At 71.7% G+C, this 18,055-nt stretch carries 17 protein-coding genes; 7 read left to right on the forward strand and 10 right to left on the reverse strand.

Annotated features, from left to right (window positions below; all coding sequences use genetic code 11):
• Positions 1-81: 81 nt before the first annotated feature.
• A complete protein-coding gene (locus ACFYRY_RS38830; RefSeq protein WP_389156926.1) occupies positions 82-516 on the reverse strand; it encodes a hypothetical protein in 435 nt (144 codons plus the stop codon).
• A 242-nt stretch (positions 517-758) separates the two neighbouring features.
• On the opposite strand from ACFYRY_RS38830, the gene ACFYRY_RS38835 reads away from it, so the two are divergent.
• The gene (locus tag ACFYRY_RS38835) at positions 759-1,565 is read left to right on the forward strand and encodes an SGNH/GDSL hydrolase family protein (RefSeq protein WP_389156929.1); all 807 of its coding nucleotides are present in this window, start codon (positions 759-761) and stop codon (positions 1,563-1,565) included.
• A gap of 23 nt (positions 1,566-1,588) precedes the next feature.
• Here ACFYRY_RS38835 and ACFYRY_RS38840 read toward each other — a convergent pair whose 3' ends face one another.
• The 4 genes from ACFYRY_RS38840 to ACFYRY_RS38855 all read right to left on the reverse strand — a co-directional run bounded on the left by ACFYRY_RS38840 (position 1,589) and on the right by ACFYRY_RS38855 (position 8,526).
• The gene (locus ACFYRY_RS38840; RefSeq protein ID WP_389156932.1) at positions 1,589-3,220 is read right to left on the reverse strand and encodes a protein kinase; all 1,632 of its coding nucleotides are present in this window, start codon (positions 3,218-3,220) and stop codon (positions 1,589-1,591) included.
• Between the two features lie 45 nt (positions 3,221-3,265).
• Complete coding sequence (locus ACFYRY_RS38845) at positions 3,266-5,104, reverse strand: nickel transporter (RefSeq protein ID WP_389156935.1); 1,839 nt, start codon at positions 5,102-5,104, stop codon at positions 3,266-3,268.
• Positions 5,101-6,843 (reverse strand): tetratricopeptide repeat protein, encoded by a 1,743-nt coding sequence (locus ACFYRY_RS38850; RefSeq protein WP_389156938.1) that lies wholly within the window; start codon positions 6,841-6,843, stop codon positions 5,101-5,103. Before ACFYRY_RS38850 ends, ACFYRY_RS38845 begins: the two co-directional genes overlap by 4 nt.
• Before the next feature lie 150 nt (positions 6,844-6,993).
• Positions 6,994-8,526: a DUF4331 domain-containing protein gene (locus ACFYRY_RS38855; protein WP_389156941.1), complete on the reverse strand. Its 1,533-nt coding sequence runs from the start codon at positions 8,524-8,526 to the stop codon at positions 6,994-6,996.
• A gap of 232 nt (positions 8,527-8,758) precedes the next feature.
• Between ACFYRY_RS38855 and ACFYRY_RS38860 the strand changes: the two genes are divergently transcribed.
• The 3 genes from ACFYRY_RS38860 (at position 8,759) to ACFYRY_RS38870 (ending at position 10,533) form a co-directional block, all read left to right on the forward strand.
• Positions 8,759-9,301, forward strand: a complete 543-nt coding sequence (locus ACFYRY_RS38860; RefSeq protein WP_389156944.1) for a sigma-70 family RNA polymerase sigma factor — start codon at positions 8,759-8,761, stop codon at positions 9,299-9,301.
• Positions 9,298-10,137 carry an anti-sigma factor domain-containing protein gene (locus ACFYRY_RS38865; protein ID WP_389156947.1) on the forward strand — a complete coding sequence of 280 codons (840 nt, stop codon included), beginning with the start codon at positions 9,298-9,300 and terminating at the stop codon, positions 10,135-10,137. The genes ACFYRY_RS38860 and ACFYRY_RS38865 overlap by 4 nt, the downstream gene beginning before the upstream one ends.
• Before the next feature lie 126 nt (positions 10,138-10,263).
• On the forward strand, positions 10,264-10,533 hold the full coding sequence (locus ACFYRY_RS38870) for a hypothetical protein (protein ID WP_389156950.1): 270 nt from the start codon (positions 10,264-10,266) through the stop codon (positions 10,531-10,533).
• Between the two features lie 250 nt (positions 10,534-10,783).
• Here the strand turns inward: ACFYRY_RS38870 and ACFYRY_RS38875 are convergent, their stop codons facing one another.
• Positions 10,784-11,566 carry an ABC transporter permease gene (locus ACFYRY_RS38875; protein ID WP_389156953.1) on the reverse strand — a complete coding sequence of 261 codons (783 nt, stop codon included), beginning with the start codon at positions 11,564-11,566 and terminating at the stop codon, positions 10,784-10,786.
• Entirely contained in the window at positions 11,563-12,522 is a 960-nt protein-coding gene (locus ACFYRY_RS38880) for an ATP-binding cassette domain-containing protein (protein ID WP_389156956.1), read from the reverse strand. The genes ACFYRY_RS38875 and ACFYRY_RS38880 overlap by 4 nt, the downstream gene beginning before the upstream one ends.
• A gap of 63 nt (positions 12,523-12,585) precedes the next feature.
• On the opposite strand from ACFYRY_RS38880, the gene ACFYRY_RS38885 reads away from it, so the two are divergent.
• Positions 12,586-13,326 (forward strand): TetR/AcrR family transcriptional regulator C-terminal domain-containing protein, encoded by a 741-nt coding sequence (locus ACFYRY_RS38885; protein ID WP_389156959.1) that lies wholly within the window; start codon positions 12,586-12,588, stop codon positions 13,324-13,326.
• Positions 13,327-13,350: 24 nt separating this feature from the next.
• Here ACFYRY_RS38885 and ACFYRY_RS38890 read toward each other — a convergent pair whose 3' ends face one another.
• Genes ACFYRY_RS38890 through hmgA form a run of 3 tightly spaced genes read right to left on the reverse strand, consistent with a single transcriptional unit; the run spans position 13,351 to position 16,656 of the window.
• Positions 13,351-14,508, reverse strand: a complete 1,158-nt coding sequence (locus tag ACFYRY_RS38890; protein ID WP_389156962.1) for a type ISP restriction/modification enzyme — start codon at positions 14,506-14,508, stop codon at positions 13,351-13,353.
• A 44-nt stretch (positions 14,509-14,552) separates the two neighbouring features.
• Positions 14,553-15,302: a GntR family transcriptional regulator gene (locus tag ACFYRY_RS38895; RefSeq protein WP_389156964.1), complete on the reverse strand. Its 750-nt coding sequence runs from the start codon at positions 15,300-15,302 to the stop codon at positions 14,553-14,555.
• A gap of 28 nt (positions 15,303-15,330) precedes the next feature.
• Positions 15,331-16,656 (reverse strand): homogentisate 1,2-dioxygenase, encoded by a 1,326-nt coding sequence (gene hmgA / locus ACFYRY_RS38900; RefSeq protein ID WP_389157126.1) that lies wholly within the window; start codon positions 16,654-16,656, stop codon positions 15,331-15,333.
• Between the two features lie 160 nt (positions 16,657-16,816).
• Here hmgA and ACFYRY_RS38905 point away from each other — a divergent pair, with 160 nt between their 5' ends.
• Both ACFYRY_RS38905 and ACFYRY_RS38910 read left to right on the forward strand, forming a co-directional pair.
• Complete coding sequence (locus ACFYRY_RS38905; protein ID WP_389156967.1) at positions 16,817-17,419, forward strand: hypothetical protein; 603 nt, start codon at positions 16,817-16,819, stop codon at positions 17,417-17,419.
• Positions 17,416-18,036: a TetR family transcriptional regulator gene (locus tag ACFYRY_RS38910; protein ID WP_389156970.1), complete on the forward strand. Its 621-nt coding sequence runs from the start codon at positions 17,416-17,418 to the stop codon at positions 18,034-18,036. Before ACFYRY_RS38905 ends, ACFYRY_RS38910 begins: the two co-directional genes overlap by 4 nt.
• Positions 18,037-18,055: the final 19 nt, after the last annotated feature.

An 18,055-nucleotide genomic window follows, 5' to 3' on the forward strand; every position in this document is an offset into this window, starting at 1 on the left:
CGCTTGATGATGGTCCGATGCGGGTGAGATGTACGACGGTATTGATGATTGAGCCCGTATGGCAAGACCTGGAACGAGGCCTCACCTTTTTGTTGGTTTGACCGTTACGGCTCCCTTGTCGTCAGCGAGTTGTGACTCTGGCCGCCGCACGGTCCCGCGCGACCGCGGCACCAGGGACGGCAGGAGCAGGAGAGCGCTGAGGGCGGTCACGGCCACCAGCCCGCCCCGCACCGACCAGCGGTGCACGGCCAGCATGCCCTGGGCGACCAGCATGTTCAGGACGACCGACCCCGCGACCGCGGTCAGCAGACGACCGAACGGCTCCAGCCCGCGCAGGCCCACCGGGATGGCGGCCGCGGGCGTGGCGAGCAGGAAGAACAGGGTGAACGGGCCGCGCAGCGGCGAGTTGGAGTCGGCGAGCGCGAACAGCGCGCCGCATCCCGCGACGGCCGTCGCGGCGCCGGCGAGCAGCGGCGACAGCTCTCTTGACGATGCCTTGACGCGTGTGGTTCGCATTGGCGACTTTGCCCCCCGAAGCGCCGGATGCCGGGCTTCAATGTCGCGCAGCCGCGAGGGGGCCGTCAAGACGCGCACGGTCGCCCACGATGCGCGCGCCCGTGGGGGAACGCTGGTTCAGGTCACGGCGAACAGGCGGGGTCCATCCCGCGAACGGCCGAAAAGACTTGGCATGGACACTTCCCGTCAACACGCGTAGTTGCTACGACGGTTGTGGCAGAGATCCTGCTAAGGGAGGTTCCATGAGATGTTCCCGACTTGCCGTATTCGTCAGCTCTCTCCTCCTCGCCGTCGGCACCGCGCTCACCGGCGCGTCCACGGTTCACGCGTCCCAACTCGCCTCGACCGGCGGCTATGTGGCGCTCGGTGACTCCTACTCCTCCGGGGTGGGCACGGGCAGCTACCTCTCCGCGAGCGGCGACTGCAAGCGAAGCGCCAAGGCCTATCCGTACCTCTGGGCCGCCGCCCACTCACCCGCGTCCTTCGACTTCACCGCGTGCTCGGGCGCCCGAACGAGTGATGTTCTGGCGAGTCAACTGACCCCGCTCAACTCCGCCACCGCCCTCGTCTCGATCAGCGTCGGCGGCAACGACGCCGGATTCTCCGACGTCATGACCACCTGTGTGCTCCAGTCCGACAGTTCCTGCCTGTCCCGGATCGACACCGCGCGGGCGTTCGTCGACTCGACGCTCCCCGGCAGGCTCGACAGCGTCTACTCGGCGATCCGGGCCAAGGCACCGGCCGCCCGCGTGGTCGTGCTCGGCTACCCCCGCTTCTACCAGCTCGGCGCCACCTGCCTCGGCCTGTCCGAGACCAAACGGAAGGCCATCAACGACGCGGCCGACTACCTGGACACCGCGGTCGCCAAGAGGGCCGCGGACCACGGCTTCGCCTTCGGCGACGTCCGCTCCACCTTCACCGGCCACGAGCTCTGCTCCGGCAGTCCGTGGCTGAACAGTCTCAATGTGCTCAACATCGGCGAGTCGTACCACCCGAAGGTGGCCGGCCAGTCCGGCGGCTATCTGCCGGTGTTCACCGGTCTGGCCTGACCGTCAGGAAGGTTCCGGCGCCGTCACGGCGTCGCTGACGTGGAGGGGGAGGCCCCGTCCGACGGGGTCTCCGACTCACAGGTCACCGAGAACGGCACCGAGTTGGAGGTCGTGTGCACGGGGTCGCGGACCTCGACGCTGATCTCGTTCTGGACGCTGCCGTTGTCGTTGTTGGTCGTCACGAACGCGGTGTCCTGCTTGGTCTTGTTGCCGCCGTCCGGGAACGACAGGGTCTTCCACCCCGCGTCCAGGGCCTCGCCGTCCCGTGACACCCAGCGGTAGCTGACCTCGGCCGGCAGCGTGCCCACCGTGAACGTCGCGGTGAACGCGGGCGAGTCGTTCCGCGCCGGCGGGCAGGGGCCGGAGTACTCCGTGTGCGAGCCGGCCAGGGAGACCTTCACCGACTGCGGTGGGGCGGCGGACGTGGACTCGCGGGTTTTGCTGGGCGTGGGCTCGGACTTCTCGGTGTTCTTGGGCGCGGTGTCGCTCACCGAGGGCGATGCCGGTGCGGACGTCTCGGTCTTGGTCCCGCCGCCCTCGGTCTTCTTCCCGTCGTCCTGGTTCAGCAGGGCGTACGTCAGCCCCGCGATCGCCAGCGCCAGGGCGGCGATGCCCGCGACCAGCACGATGGCCGCCCGGCGGCTGCGGCGCGGTCCGGCGGGTCCGCCGGGGCCGGTCGTGGGTGTCGTGGGTGTCGTGGGTGTCGTGGGGCCACCGGTCGCGGTGGGCTGCGTCCACTGCGACGAGGTCGACGGCGGCTGCGGATGGGCCGCGACGGTCGGCGGGTACGCGAACGAGGACTCCGGGCCGAAGCCCGCCCGGGGTGTGCCGCCCGCGCCGATGATCCGCAGGTCCTGCTCGGCCTGCTCGGCCGGCAGCCGCTCGGCCGGGTCCTTGCGCAGCAGCCCCTCGATCACCGGGGTCAGCGGACCGGCCCGCAACGGCGGCGGCAGCTCATCGTCGACGATCGCCCGCAGGGTGCTGAGCGGGGTGTCGTGGCGGAACGGGGAGTGGCCCTCGACGGACGCGTACAGCAGGACGCCCAGCGCCCACAGGTCGGACTCGGGGCCGGGCGTGCGGCCCAGCGCCCGCTCCGGCGCCAGGAACTCGGGCGAGCCGATGACCTCGCCGGTCATGGTCAGCGCGGAGCTGCCCTCGACCATGGCGATACCGAAGTCGGTGAGCACGACCCGGCCGTCGTTCGACATCAGCACGTTGGCCGGTTTCACGTCCCGGTGCAGCACCCCGGCCTCGTGCGCGGCCCGCAGCGCGGACAGCACCTCGGCGCCGATGTGCGCGGCCCGCTGCGGGTCGAGAGGCCCCTCCGCATCCAGCAGTTCGGCCAGGGAGATGCCGCGCACGATCTCCATGACGATCCAGGGACGGCCGTCCTGGGTGGCCACGTCGTACACCGTCACCACGTTGCGGTTGGCGACCCGGGCAGCAGCCCAGGCCTCCCGCTCGAGGCGCGCGTACAACCGCTCGAGCTCGGATCCCTGCAGCCCGGCGGGTGCCCGTACCTCCTTGACCGCCACCTCGCGGTGCAGCACCTCGTCACGGGCACGCCACACGGTTCCCATGCCGCCCTCGCCGAGCGGGGACAGGAGACGGTAGCGACCCGCGATCAGACGTTCACTGCCCGATTCTTCGGACACGGGCGTCCCCCATTCGCATCCGCGCTATTTCTCCACAAACGTAACTCAGCCGAGTGCGGATGCCGCCCCCTGAAGTACCAGTCCGACCCCGATGACCACGACCACGAGCGCGGACCCCAGGGGCGCGGTCCTGCGGACCAGGGCCGTCAGCGGACTGGCCGTCCACCGCGGACGCCGGTCCAGCACCCGGGTGACACCCGTACCCAGTTTGACGACGGCGAAGCCGGCCGCGGTCAGGGTGAGGGCGAGCCCGACGCCGTAGGCCACGACGAGCAGGAGCCCGAACCAGGCCTGTCCGAGCGCCGCGGCGCCCACCAGCACCACGACCGCGGAGGGGCTGGGCACGAGCCCGCCGGCGAAGCCGAGCAGGATCGTGCCGCGCAGGGTGGGGGCTACGGCGTGGGTGTGGGTGAAGCCGCCGTGCGAGTGCGTGAGGGAACGGCCCCGGCCCCGGTCGTGGTCGTGCTCGTGCTCGTGGTCATGGTCATGCGTGTGGTCGTGCGTGTGGGGATGGGGGTGGTGTGTGGGCGCCGGGGAGGGGGCGGGGGAGACGGCAGGGGCGTCCGCGGAGGTGCTGTGGCTGTGTGCGGCGGCCAGGACCAGCGGGCGCTCGTGCGTGTCGGCCGTCTCTTGGACGTCCGCTGTCTCGTGCGGGTGGCTGTGGTCGTGCGGGTGGTCGTGACCGTGTCCATGCCCATGCCCATGCCCATGCCCGTGATCGTGCCCTGGCCCGTGGTCGTGCCCTGGCCCGTGGTCGTGGTCGTGGTCGTGTCCATGGTCGTCGTCGTGCGAGTGATCGTGTCCGTGGTCGTGACCCCGCGTCCGCCCGAGCGCGTGGGCCCGGTTCTGCCAGGCCCGTCGCAGGAGGGTGATCCCCGCGGCCGTCACCATCGCGCCGCTGGCCATGCCCAGCCAGGTGATCACCGAGGGCGCCGCCGCCGACCCGGCCGTCACCAGGAGGCCGAGGGCGACCACGCCCAGGGTGTGGGTGACGGTCACCGAGGCGGCCAGCGGGAGGACGTCCTTCATCCGGGCCCTGCCGCCCCGGGCGGCCGCCACCGCGGCCATCAGCGTCTTGCCGTGGCCCGGTGCGAGCGCGTGGAGGGCGCCCAGGGCGACGGCGATCAGGATCGCCAGCGCGCCGAAGCCGAGGGTGAGGTCCTCGCGGGCGACCAGGGAGTCCAGGGCCCGCGTCCAGCGGTCGGCGCCGCGCGGCAGGACGGAGGCGGCGGGAGCGTCCCGGCCCGACTCGGTCAGGGCCGGGCCGCCCGGGCGGACCCGGAGCGACGCGGTCGTGGTGTCGGCGGGGGAGGACAGCAACTCCTGCGGGTACTTGGTCAGTTCACCCGACAGCGACTTCTCGGGTACGTCCGAGTCGGTGAGCGTCATACGGTCGCCGCGCGCGGTGATCTCCCGCCAGCCGGGGCCCGCGGAGGTGGCCACGCTGTGGAAGCCGAGGGTCACGCTGTCGTCCTTCGGCAGCGGCGCGGTCAGCCGGCACTCCACCCGGAGGGTGTCAAGGCCGGCTTGCCCGGGGCGCACCCGCACCGCGCTGTCGCGGGCCGTGAGCGTGACCGTACGGCCGTCGACGGTGACCTCGCTGTCCCGGGCGGCCGCCGCGCACCGCTGCCGGGCCCAGTCGGTCGCGCCGAGCCTCTTCAGGTCGGGCTTGGCCTGGGTGGCCGGGATCTCGGCGAGGTCCTCGACGTGCTGGACGCGCAGTTCGCCGGGGGCGGCGACCAGTCCGTCGTAGTGGTTGACGGTGAAGTTGCCGAGCGGGTGGGCGCTCGCCGCCCCCGAGGGGACCAGCACCAGCGCGCAGGCGGCCGTGAGTACGGCCGCACCGGAGGTGACCAGGCGACGGGTGGCGGACCGGGGCGTCATCGGGCCGCCTCCGTCGCCTCGAGGGCCTTGAGTGCCTTACGGGCCTCGCGGGCGCCCAGCGGAGAGAAGCCGGGGTTCAGCTCCAGCGCCGCCGTCAGATGCGTGCGGGCTTCCTTCTCGTCGCCGGTGGCGCGCTCGATCATCCCGCGGTGGTAGCGGAACGTGGCGTTGCGGTAGCCGGTGGCGGTGGCCCGGCGGGCGTACGGCAGGGCCTCCTCGTCGCGGCCGTTGACGTGCAGGGCCCAGGCGAGGGCGTCCGCCGTGTGCACGGTGTGCCGGCGGGACCACTCGGCGCGGGCCGCGCGCAGCGCCGCGGCCTTGTCGCCGTGGTCGGCGGCGGCGAGGGCGGTGTCGAGGTCGGCGTTGACCTTGTTGGCGCGGGCCAGCGCGGTCCAGGCGTCGACGAGGGCGTACTGGTCGCGCGCCTTGGCCCGGTCGCCGTCGGCACCCCGGGCCTCGTACAGCTCGCCGAGTTCGACCAGCGGGCCGGGCAGCGGGTAGCGGGCGACCACTGCCTCCATGTTCCGCAGGGCGGTGGCGCTGTCGCCGTCGGCGGCCTGGGCGCGGGCACGGCCCTCCAACGCCGGGAGGTAGTTCTCGTCGGCCGCGAGGGCGCGCGCGTAGTGGTCGAGGGCTTCCTTGTAGTCGCCCTGGTTCCAGGCGAGTTGACCGAGCGAGCTGGACACGTACGCCACGTCCCCCGGGGAGGTGGCCGTGGTGAGCGCCTGCTCCAGCACCCGTTTGGCGGTCGCCACGTCACCGCGCAGCTCACGCACGTACGCGTACCGCGTGAAGACGGGGATGCCCGGTCGCCGGGTGTCGGCGGTGTCGGCCGCCTTCGACGCGTCGTCGTAGCGGCCGAGCTCGACCAGCGCGTCGATACGGGAGGACAGCGCGCGTTCGCTGTAGGGGTTCTGTTCGAGGGCCTGGTCGGCGTAGGTCAGCGCGTTCTTGAAGTCGTGCCGGGCGGCGGCGAGGGCGGCTCGGCCGGCCAGGGCCTGGTCGTTGTCCGGCTTCAGGTCCAGCGACTGCTTGAGGGCGCGCTCCGCCTGCGGGTAGCGCGCGGGGTCGCCCTTGGTCCTGGCCTGTTCGACGTAGGCGAGACCCAGGGTGGCCCAGCCGCCGAAGTCCTTCGGCTGGGCACGGAGATGGGCCTGCAGAGCGGTGATGCTGGTGTCGATGTCACCGCTGGTGAGCAACTGAGGCGACAGCGCCGCCGACGCGGACGCCACCTCCGGGGTCCCACCGTCCCTGGCGGCCCCGACCACGATGGCCCCGGCGGTGAGCGCCACCGCCAACAGGGCGGCACACCCGGCGAGTTGAGCGACCCGCCAACGCCGCCCGGCAGCGGAGACCCGCCGCACGGCCACGACCCGCGGATCCCCGTCCGACCCCGCACCGACCTCACCGAGCTCCTTGCTCGGGGTGCCGGTGGTGTCGGTGTCGACCTCGGCCTCGGCGTGCTGCCCGGTGGCGTCGGTCTCAGTGGCGGAAATCTCGGCCTCGCCGCTCTCGCCAGTCCCGCCGCCCCCCGTCACTGGCGCGTCGTCCGCCGCGGTCTCGGCCGGAGACGGCGTGGCCGCCTGCTCCGGGACGGAGGCCGACGTCCCGGTTGCCTCGGGCGTGTTCGGTGTGTCCGCCCCGGCGGGCGAACCCGTGCCGTGCTCGCGCTCCGGTGTGGCCGGTGGCGGTGCCGCGTGGCCGCTGGCCGGTGCGCTGTCGTTCGTACGCCGGGGCATGCCCTCTCCTTGGTCGACGGATCGACGGGTCGACGGACTGTTCAACCTGCTTGTGGTACTGCGGCGCGGCCCGCGCCGTGGGGGATGGGTACGAGCGGACCGCGCCAGTCGAGGGGACGGGCTCCCGGCCGGTGCGGCCGGGAGGGCCGCCTAGTACGCGCGGTCCCGCATCCGGCGCCACCACATCAGGGCCCCGCCGATCAGCAGGATGCCGAGCGCGCCCGCGCCCGCCGAGCCGGCGATCAGGGTCATGTTGTCGGAGCTGTCCGCTCCGGCCGGCTGAAGGGCGTCACCGAGCTGGCTGCGGACGTCGGTCCCGTCGGTCGTGCCCTTGGCGAGCGGTCCACGCGAGCCCTCGGTCGGCAGCGCGACGTACGGGAAGGACTTCTCGAAGTTCTTGTCGTTCTTGTCGACCGCGTCACCGAGGTCGTTCTTCGCGCCGAGCAGTTCACCCTCGACGACCTGGAGCGAGGCGTCGATCACGTCGTCGGTCAGCCGGCGCCCGTTCGGGAAGCCCGCGGTGTCGCCGTCGAGCACGCCGAGCCGCTTGGGCTTGGCGGCCGGCATGATCGAGGTGTTGAGGCGCAGTTCCTCGGCCGGCGTCACGTACGGCGGCTGGTTGAGGTCCTTGACGCCCTTGAGGAACACGTCGACCAGGTCGTTGCGCGGCTCGGCCGGCGCCTTGATCTTGTAGATCGCCTCGATGAGCTTCGGCAGCTCGGGGTTGGTGACGTTCTTCAGGAACTGGCCGTCGTCCTTCGGCTCGGACGCGTTGAACTTGTCCTTGTCCTTCAGCGGGTTGACGACCTCGTTGACCAGCGGGTTGCCCAGGCGTGAGACCTGCGTGTAGTAGCCCTGCGCGTTCCTGCGCTGAGTGGTGGACCAGATGCCGACGATCGGCTGCTCTTTGGACTCGGTGATCATCTTGGTCGGCACCTGGAGGGCGATCGAGTTGACGTTGTAGCCCTTGAGGGTGTCGTTGCCGACCTCGGAGAGGTTGCCGCCGTACAGCAGGTCGAAGACCCGCAGGTCCAGGAAGAACGGGTCGTCGGCCTGGCCGGCGAAGGTCTTCGCGCCGTTGGAGAGCTTGTGCACGGCCTGGTACCGCAGGGTCTTGTAGTCCGGCATCGACGCCTTGCCGACGTTCGACGGCGCCACCGGCACGTTGCTGGCGACCTTCGACTTGTAGGTCTCCTTCCCGTGTTCGAGCCGGATCATCTCGATGTCGTACGTCTGCGTGATGTTGAGGTCCGGGTCGTCCAGGCTGGTGACCGCGCCCGTGTTGTAGAGGAACGTCTTGTCGTTCTTCGTGTGCGTCTTGAACGTGTACCGGAACAGCAGGTCGCCCTGGCCGTCACCGTTGTTGTCGATGTGCAGGTCGTACTGCGCGTCCTCGGCGAACGTGAAGAAGTTCGGCCCGCCGGCCGGGTCCTCCATCGGGATCCAGTTGGCGACGATGGTCGTCGAGTCGTGGTGGTCCGGGCTGACGAACGCGTACACGTCGGTGTTGTCGTACTGCGGCTGCCCCGAGATCAGCGGAGCTTCCCGGTGGCTGGAGGCGGAGGCCGCCCCCGGTTCCAGCGTGGCCACGCCAGCTGCTGCGAGCCCGCCGGCGGCCAGCGCCCCGCATACGAGGGTCGCAAGGCCGCGGTATCGCGCGCCGGTCCTGGAGTTAGGTGTCATGCCGTCCGTCCTCAGTGCCAACTTGCCTGACGAACGCGATTCGGAGCGGTCGGCAGGGTGGATTGGTCGAATCCCAAACGTTCTTACGGCGCTCGTGAAAAGTTGTTTCATCGAAAGCCACCCGCGTTTTCGGCTCGTTGATCCGTAACCCCATCCGGAGGTGGGTTGGTTGCGCATGCCTCGTGGGACGGGACGTCGGCCCAGATGCGGTCTGGCTGGAGGGGGAGACGAGTTGGAGGCGGACGAACTGCTGATTCTGGTGGCCGGCGGCGACCAGAGGGCGTTCGAGGAGTTGTACGGGCTGGTGTCCGGACCGGTGTTCGGACTGGTGCGGCGGGTGGTACGGGATCCGGCGCAGTCGGAGGAGGTGGCGCAGGAGGTGCTGCTGGAACTCTGGCGGACCGCGGCCCGGTTCGACCCGGCCCGCGGCAGCGCCCTGTCCTGGGTCCTCACCCTCGCCCACCGCCGGGCCGTCGACCGGGTGCGCAGCGCCCGCGCGGCCGGCGAACGCGAGCAGCGCGAGGCCCGCCGCGCCCACCACCCCGCCTTCGACCAGGTCACCGAGGAAGTCGAGGCCGGACTCGAACGGGAGTGGGTGCGCCGCTGTCTGGACGGACTGACCGCCCTGCAGCGCCAGTCGGTCACCCTCGCCTACTACGAGGGCTACACGTACCGTGAAGTGGCCGAGCGGCTCTCCCTGCCGCTGGGCACCGTCAAGACCCGGATGCGCGACGGACTCACCCGGCTGCGCGAGTGCCTCGGAGGTGCCGCATGAGTCTGAGCGACCGTCTGCTGCGCCGCGGGGACATCCACTCCCTCGCCGCCCCGTACGCCCTCGACGCTCTGGAACCCGCCGAGCGGGTCCGCTTCGAGAAGCACCTCAAGGACTGCGCCCGCTGCGACGCCGAGGTCCGCACCCTGTCCGAGGACGCCGTCCGGCTCGCCTGGTCGACGGCCGCGCCGGCGCCCGCCGCGATGCGCGACCGGGTGCTGGCCGCCGTACGCACGACCGCGCAGGAACCCGCCGGCCGGCAGGAACACGCCCGGCACGAGGCGGGGCGGGGGCGGGCGTCCCAGTTGCCGCCGCACGTGTGGGGCACGCAGCCACCGCCGTCACGCTCCCGTGCGGCGCGCTCGCGCCCCCTGTTCGTGCCGTTCGCCACGGTGACGGCGGCAGCGGCCCTCGTGGTGGCGTCCTTGTTCGCCGTCCGGGCCGACGAGACACAGGACACGCTGAACGCGGAGCGGGCCCAGGCGCGTGAGATCGCCCACGTTCTCGCGGCTCCCGACGCCAGGTCGACCATCGGGCGGGACACCCGGGGAGGAAGTATCGGAGTGGTCGCCTCCGCGGCAGAGGGGAGCGCGGTGGTGACTCTGAGCGGGTACGGCGATCTGCCGAGCGACCGCGTACGCCAACTGTGGCTCATGCGCCCCGACGCGCGACCGCGCTCCCTCGGTCTCTTCGCCCGCGACACGCCCTTGGTCACATCGGGCCTGAACAAAACGGCGACGTCACTCGCTGTGACCGTCGAGCCGGAGGGGGGCTCGGAGCAGCCCACTACCCAGCCAGTTGTCCAACTCGCCCTGAAATCGGTCGGATTTGGAGATTGACCGGGAAGGCGTCGTCAACGCCCTTGCGGGGAAGGTGAATCCTGTGACCGCGATACACGAGTGCCCCGAGGGGGCGATAGGGTTACTCTGCCCGGGCCGGGTGGACTCGTACGGGTGGGGAGTGACATGGAACAGATAACAGTGCGCAGCAGGGCGAGGGTTCCTGCGATCACGTGCGGGAGCAGCGCGACCAGCTCGCGTCTTGATCGCCATCTCTCGGTGCTGGGCGGCCCCGCCGTCCCGCAAGGGGAGACGGTCGAGGCGACCTCGCTGATGCGTGAGCTGACCGCACGGGAGCCCGCACAGAACCGAAGTGCGAGGGGAGCGCGGGTGCGCCGCGTCTCGCTCTTCGCGCCACTGCGACGGCTGCGCCGTTCGCTGTTCGGCGGGCGCTAGACACGACACCGGCGTTCCTCGGGGCCGTCCCGAGGAGCCCCCACTCGGGTCGCCACGCGATCCCGGCGCGACGCCGCGCTCCAGCCCGTCATCCCCACGGCACGCGGCGCCGCACCGGTGGTCACCTCCGGGCGCGGGGCAAGACCCCCGTCCATTCCCCGCGCCCCACCCGCGCCACCGGCACGCCTCCACCCGGCGTGACGTGTCAGATCCACCGGCGGATTCCGGGCGCGGAACCCTGATTCACCGCTCACCGCTCACCGTTCGCGTACCGGTGCACGGCAGCCGGCGCGAACACCGCCAACAGCACCGCGCACCAGGCCAGTGACCCGGCGATCGGGTGGGCCACCGGCCAGGCCGCACCCTCCGGCACCGCCGCGTTCCCGAACAGGTCCCGCAGTGCCGTCGTCACCGCGCTGATCGGATTCCACTCGGCGACCACGCGCAGCCAGCCCGGCAGCCCCTCGGTCGGGATGTACGCGTTCGACAGCAGCGGCAGCAGGAAGGTCGCGCCGCCCAGCTGGCCCGCGGCCTCCTCACTCCGGGTGAGCAGGCCCAGGAAGATCCCGATCCAGGTGGTCGCGAACCGGAACAGCAGCAACAGGCCGAAGGCGCCCACCGCTTCGAGGACGCCGCCCTCGATCCGCCAGCCCACCGCGAGCCCCACCATCAGGTAGGGCACCGTACCGGCCGCCGTGATCAGCAGATCCGCGCCCGCCTGTCCGAGCGGTACCGCCGCCCGGCTCATCGGCAGCGTGCGGAAGCGGTCCATCACGCCCCGGTGGGTGTCCTGCGCGGCCTGGAACATCCCGTTCATGATCCCGTTCGCGGCGGTCGCCACCAGCAGGCCCGGCACCAGGAACGAGCGGTACTCCTCGCCCGGCATCGCCAGTGCGCTGCCGAAGACGTAGCCGAAGAACAGCAGCATGCTGACCGGCATGGTCTGGGTCAGGATGATCAGGCCCGGGTTGTTGAGCGACCGCCGCAGCTGGCGGCCGAGCATCGCGCTTGAGTCGTACGCCAGCATGCTCATGCGGCGGTCTCCTTCTGGTCCTGGGGGGTGTCCTCGGTGAGCCGGAGGAACGCGTCGTCGAGGGTCGGCGGGCGCAGGCTCGCGTCCAGCAGCGGCACGCCGGCCGCGTCCATCTCACGCACCAGCCGGGGGAGCGTGAGCGTCGAGTCCCGGGTGACCGCGCCGACGGCCTTGCGTTCGTGGTCGAACGTCGGCCGCGCGCCGGTGAGCTGGTCGAGGACGCCCGCCGCTGTCGCCATGACCTCGACGTCCGCGACGACCACCTCGACATGCGCCCCGATGAGGGCCTTCAGCTCGGTCGGAGAGCCCGTGTGGGTCACCCGGCCCCGGTCCACCAGTGCGATGTCGTCGGCGAGCTGGTCGGCCTCCTCCAGGTACTGCGTGGTCAGCAGTACGGTCGTGCCGTCCGCGGTGAGGTCGCGTACGGCGGCCCAGATCAGGTTGCGGCTCGCCGGGTCGAGGCCGGTCGTCGGCTCGTCCAGGAACAGCACCTCGGGGCGGCGGATCAGGCTCGCCGCCAGGTCCAGCCGGCGGCGCATCCCGCCCGAGTAGGTGGACGCGGGCCGGTCGGCGGCCTCGGTCAGTCCGAAGCGGTCGAGCAGGTCCCCGGCCCGTTCGGCCGGTCCGCGCACCCGGTGCAGCCGGGCGAACAGGTGGAGGTTCTGGCGGCCGGTGAGGTCCCCGTCGACCGACGCGTACTGCCCGGTGACGCCGATCCTCTTCCGCACCGCCGCCGCCTCCCGGGCGAGGTCGTGTCCGGCGATCCGCGCCGAGCCGGCGTCCGGCCGCAGCAGGGTGGTGAGCAGTCGGACGGCCGTGGTCTTGCCCGCCCCGTTCGGCCCGAGGATTCCGCAGACCGTGCCGGTCGCCACCGCGAGATCCAGCCCGCGGAGTGCCTGGACAGCGCCGAACCGCTTCTCCAGACCTTCACTAAGTACAGCGTACGTAGTAGTCATGTGTCGACCATAGCGCACTACGTACGGTGTACGTAACTAGGATGGTGGACGAGGTGATGATCGATGGCGGGCCGAGCGGCCGTACCCGAAGTGATCTGGGCCCGTCCCGAGCGCACGGGCCGGGGACCGAGACCGGCGTTCACGCGTGCCGACATCGCGGCGGCGGCGGTGCGGATCGCCGACGCTCGGGGGCTGGACGGCGTCTCCATGCGCCATGTCGCGGCCGAGTTGGGCTGCGGGACGATGTCGCTGTACAACTACGTCCCCCGTAAGGAGGACCTGTACGAGCTGATGGTGGACGCGGTCGGCGGGGAGCACGAGCTGTGGGAGCCGGGCGGTGACTGGCGGGCCGAGATGATCCGGGTGGCGCACCAGACGCGGGCGGCCATGCTCCGGCATCCGTGGATGCCGCGTCTCATGTCGCCGGTCTACGGCTTCAGTCCCAACGCCCTGCGCTACCTCGAGCACTGCATGACCTGCCTGGACTCCTTCGACGCGCCCTACGGCACGAAGATGGAGCTGCTCGGGATGCTCAACGGGTGCGTGACCGTGTACGTCGCGACCGAGCTGTCCTCGGCCGAGCGGGCGCGGTCGCTGCCGTGGTCCGAGGAACAGGAGAACGCGGTGCGGATGGCCTATCTGGGCGGCCGGATCGCTTCCGGTGCCTATCCGAGGCTGGCCGCCGCGTTCACCGAGGACGCGGGGCCCATCGACATGGCGGCGGTGTTCCAGCGGATGCTGGAACGGGTGCTGGACGCCTTCGAGCCCAAGGGGCAGGGGGCGGGGGCACCCCCGGAGGCGTAGAGCCGTCCTGAGGCGTAGAGCTGTTCAGAGCAGCGCGAACTGTCCTTCCGGGCCTTCCTCGGGGTGGTCGAGGACCGAGGCCGGCCGGCGGGCCGCCTCGGGTACCGGCAGGATGCCCGCCTTGGTCAGCTCCGACGCCGTGATCGGGGCGGTCACGGTGAACTCCGCCCGCCGCGGGCCCAGTTCCGCCAGCAGCGCCAGCACGGTGATCAGCTCCAGCAGTTCCGACGTCCACGTCTGCGGCCAGGCCACCGGGCGGATCGCCGCCAGGGTGCCCGGATCGGCCGTCGCCGTGCGGTTCGCGAACCACTGCTCCAGGACGCGCACCCCGGCCATCTCGAAGTCCCAGGCCTCCGGCGGGACCGGGGAGATACGGCCGTCGTCGAGGTGCAGGGACTCCTCGTCGCGGTCGTAGCGCAGGCTCAGGGGACGGTCGGGCAGCGGGGCGCGGACGTAGGGGCGGCGCCCGCCGGGGAGTTTGGGGCGGGCGCCGTCGCGGCGCATCAGCCAGAGCGTGCGGTGGCCCAGTTCGACGCCCTGTGCCCACAGGTCGGGGTCCTCGGTGAGCGGGACGGTGAGGCCGGGGCGGGTCGCCGTCACGATCCAGGCCAGCAGGTCCGCCGGGGTGGGGGAGAGGCCGAGGCGGTCGGCCAGGTGCTCCAGCAGGCCCGGCGCCAGGTTCGGTTCCGTGCCGCCGGGGCGGCGGTGCAGCGGGCGGACCCGGCCGGGGCGCAGGAGCGGGAGCAGCGAGGTCGCGAACAGTTGGGGACCGGTTGCGCCGGGTGTCTCCGCGACGAAGATCTGCTGGTCGTCGGCCACCCGCCACAGTTCCGGCCGGGCGCTGTCGATCAGCCGCTGATCGGGAATCAGCCACTGCTCGTCGAAGGGACCGTGCAACACCCGTACGGGGTGCGGGCAGGGCCCCGAGGCGCGCACCAGCTTCTCCGTGCCGCCGGTCCGGCCCGGCAGCTGACCGACGGCCGAGTGGAGCGTGCGGGAACGGGTGGGTTCGAACAGGGCCTCCCGGTCGGGGCCCTCGGCCTTCAGCAGGGCGTCCCAGCGGGCCTTGAGGGACGCCGGGTCGGGGCCCGCCGGCCACCCCCGGCCGAGCCGGGGCGGTGCGACCGACCACGGCATGAGGTCCGCCAGCAGCGGAGCGTCGTCGTGCGTCACGCTGGGCATCGTACGACCTGCCGACGACACCGGCAGGAGGGCCTCCGGGTGGCCTACGTGGCGTCGAGGGTGACCGTGAAGGAGAAACGATCCCCCCGGTAGTGGATGACGGCCGCGTCCAGCACCCGGCCCTCCCCGTCGTACGTCACGCCCGTGTAGTGCAGGATCGGGCTGAGCAGCGGGACCTGGAGGAGGCGGGCCGTCTCCGGGTCGGCCAGGCGGGCCTCGACCGTGTCCGTGATGCGGCTGATGTCCGCGCCGACGACGTCCCGCAGCACCTTGGTCATCGGCCAGCGGACCAGGTCGTCGGGGTCGAAGCGGGCGGCGAGTTCGGGGCGGACGTAGTTGCGGGCGTGGTTGGTCGGTTCGCCGGTCTTCTCGTCGCCGCGCAGGCGGTGGTACGTCGCCACCTCGTCGAGATCCGGGAAGAACTCGGCGAGTTCGGCCGGTGCCGGCGCCCTGCCGTGGTCGAGCAGTTCCGTCGCCATGCCGGACTGCTGGGCCACGATCGCGTCCACCGAGCCCAGCAGCCGCACCGGGGAGCCCCTGCGGGCGTCCGGCTCGATGAAGGTGCCGCGGCGACGGTGACGCGTGATCAGGCCCTCGTCCTCGAGTTCCTTCAACGCCTGCCGCATGGTCAGCACGCTCACCCCGTAGTGCCCCGCGAGCTGTTCCTCGGTGGGCAGCCGCAGGGGGTCCCGGGGCGAGCGGCCGAGTATCGAGGCGCGCAGCGACTGCGACACCTGGTACCAGAGCGGCAGCTTGCGGTTCAGGACGATCGAGTCCGGGGCGAAGGAGGTCACGGGCTCATCCGTACCGGTAGGGGAAACGTCAGTGCAAGGGCCGGAAATGCCGCTGCAGGCCCTGCCACACGTCGTCGTAACGCCGCTGCAGGTGCTCCGCCCCGGCCGCGTGCGGGGCCAGGGTCAGCGGCCACCGCGTCTCGAACATGAACGCCAGCCCGTCGTCCACCTTCTGCGGCCGCAGCTCGGCGGCGCTGGCCCGGTCGAAGGTCTCCCGGTCCGGCCCGTGCGCCGACATCATGTTGTGCAGCGAGCCGCCGCCGGGCACGAAGCCCCCCTTCCCGGCGGTCTTGGCGTCGTACGCGCCCTCGACCAGACCCATGTACTCGCTCATCACGTTCCGGTGGAAGTACGGCGGCCGGAAGGTGTCCTCGCCCACCAGCCAGCGCGGCGCGAACACCACGAAGTCGACGCCGGCCAGGCCCGGGGTGTCGGACGGGGACGTCAGCACCGTGAAGATCGACGGGTCCGGGTGGTCGTACGAGATGGTGCCCAGCACATTGAAACGGCGCAGGTCGTAGATGTACGGCACATGGTTGCCGTGCCAGGCGACCACGTCGAGCGGTGAGTGGTCGTAGGTCGCCGTCCAGAGGTTGCCGCAGAACTTGTTGACCACCTCCACCGGGCCCTCGGCCTCCTCGTACGCGGCGACCGGGGCCAGGAAGTCCCGGGCGTTCGCCAGACCGTTGGCGCCGATGGGGCCGAGGTCGGGGAGACGGAAGGGGGCGCCGTAGTTCTCGCACACATAACCACGGGCCCAATCCCCGATCAGCTCCACACGGAAGCGCACCCCACGCGGGATCAGCGCCACCTGGGCCGGCTCCACATACAGCGGTCCGAACTCGGTGTGCAGCAGCAGCCCGCCGTGCTCCGGCACGATCAGCAACTCCCCGTCGGCGTCGCTGAAGACACGGTCCATCGAGGCGTTGGCGTGGTACAGGTGCACGGCCATGCCGGTGCGCTGCGTCGCGTCGCCGTTGCCGCCGAGGGTCCACAGCCCCGCGAGGAAGTCGGTGCCCGGCGCCGGCTCGGGCAGCGGGTCCCAGCGCAGCCGGTTCGGGTCGGGCACCGTCTCCGTGAACGGTGCCGTACGGATCATGCCGTTCTGCGTACGGCGGAACGCCGGGTGCGCGGCCGAGGGGCGGATCCGATACAGCCACGAGCGCCGGTTGCAGGCCCGCGGCTCGGTGAACGCCGTGCCGCTGAGCTGCTCCGCGTACAGCCCGAGGGGCGCGCGCTGGGGCGAGTTCCGGCCATCGGGCAGGGCCCCCGGCACGGCTTCAGAACTGTGCTCGTTGCCGAAACCGGAGAGGTAGGTCAGCCCCTCCGCGGTCTTCTGCGCTTCCCCGCTCATCATCGCTCCCTGGGCGTTTGATTCCTATGCATCACCGTAGGATTGCGGTTTCCCACGCGCAAGAGGCCGGGCGGCGTCCTCATCGAGGACTACCGGAGCCGACGGGAACCAGACCCGAGGGGGATTCGAGGTGTCGCACCGGTGTTCTACGCTCCCCGGCATGTCGTGGACACGGGAACTTCCCGCCGTGCTCGCGGTCTGTGTCCTGCTGCTGACCGGAGCCGCGGGGTGCGGCCCGGACGGTGCGCGGGAGAACGGGACGAACGGGGACTCACCCGCACCGGTGGGCAAGCTCCTCGGCGAGACGGACAAGCAGGGGCACCGCTATCGGGAGGTGGCCGAGAAGGGCGCGCCGCGCGTCGGCATCGAGGTGCAGCCCGACGGGGACGACGGTGGGTGGAACGTGCGGCTGATCCTCCGCGACTTCCGCTTCTCGGCGGCCGGCGGGAAGGCGTCGGCGGTGGCCGGGCGCGGCGTGGCCGGGCTCTTCGTGGACGGGCGCCCCGTGGTGCGGCTGCGTACCACCGCGTACCGTCTCGCGGCCCGCTACGTCCCGCACGGTACGCACCACCTCACCGCCCGCCTGTACGCCGACGACGGCACCGTGTGGACCGTCGACGGTGAACCCGTCGAGAGCACCGCGGACATCACCGCCTCGGGCCCCGCGCTCTCCGCGGCCCTGCACGGTGTGCTGAGTGTGCCCGGCACCCCGCTCCGTACTGGAGGGCGAGGTTCCCCGGACCGCGGCGGAAAGGCATCATGAAGCCCGTGCCCCAAGCGACATCGCTCCGGCGAGCGCCCGTGCAGCGGCGCAGCGCCGAACGACTGACCAGGATCCTCGACGCCTGCGCCGATCTGCTCGACGAGGTCGGCTACGACGCCCTGAGCACCCGGGCCGTGGCGCAGCGCGCCGAGGTCCCCATCGGCTCGGTCTACCGCTTCTTCGGCAACAAGCGCGCGATGGCCGACGCGCTCGCCCAGCGCAACCTGGAGCGTTACACCGAGCGGGTCACCGAGCGGCTCGAGAAGACCGGTGGCGGGGGAGGCTGGCGGGTGGCGATGGACGCCGTCCTCGACGAGTACCTCGCCATGAAACGCACCGCGCCCGGGTTCTCCCTGGTCGACTTCGGCAACCAGATCCCGGTCGGCGCCCGCTACGCCGAGCCCAACCACCGCGTCGCCGACCGCCTCACCGACCTGCTCTCCGGCCACCTCGACCGCGAACCGGACGAGGACCTGCGCCGCGTCTTCCTGGTCGCTGTGGAATCCGCCGACACCCTCGTCCATCTCGCCTTCCGGGTGGCGCCGGAGGGGGACGAGCGGATCATCGCGGAGACCCGGGAACTGCTGCGGGCCTATCTGGCGCGGGTGCTGGACTGATCGGCGCGGGTGCCCGACG

The organism is Streptomyces sp. NPDC005263, from assembly GCF_042872365.1.
Lineage (GTDB): Bacteria > Actinomycetota > Actinomycetes > Streptomycetales > Streptomycetaceae > Streptomyces.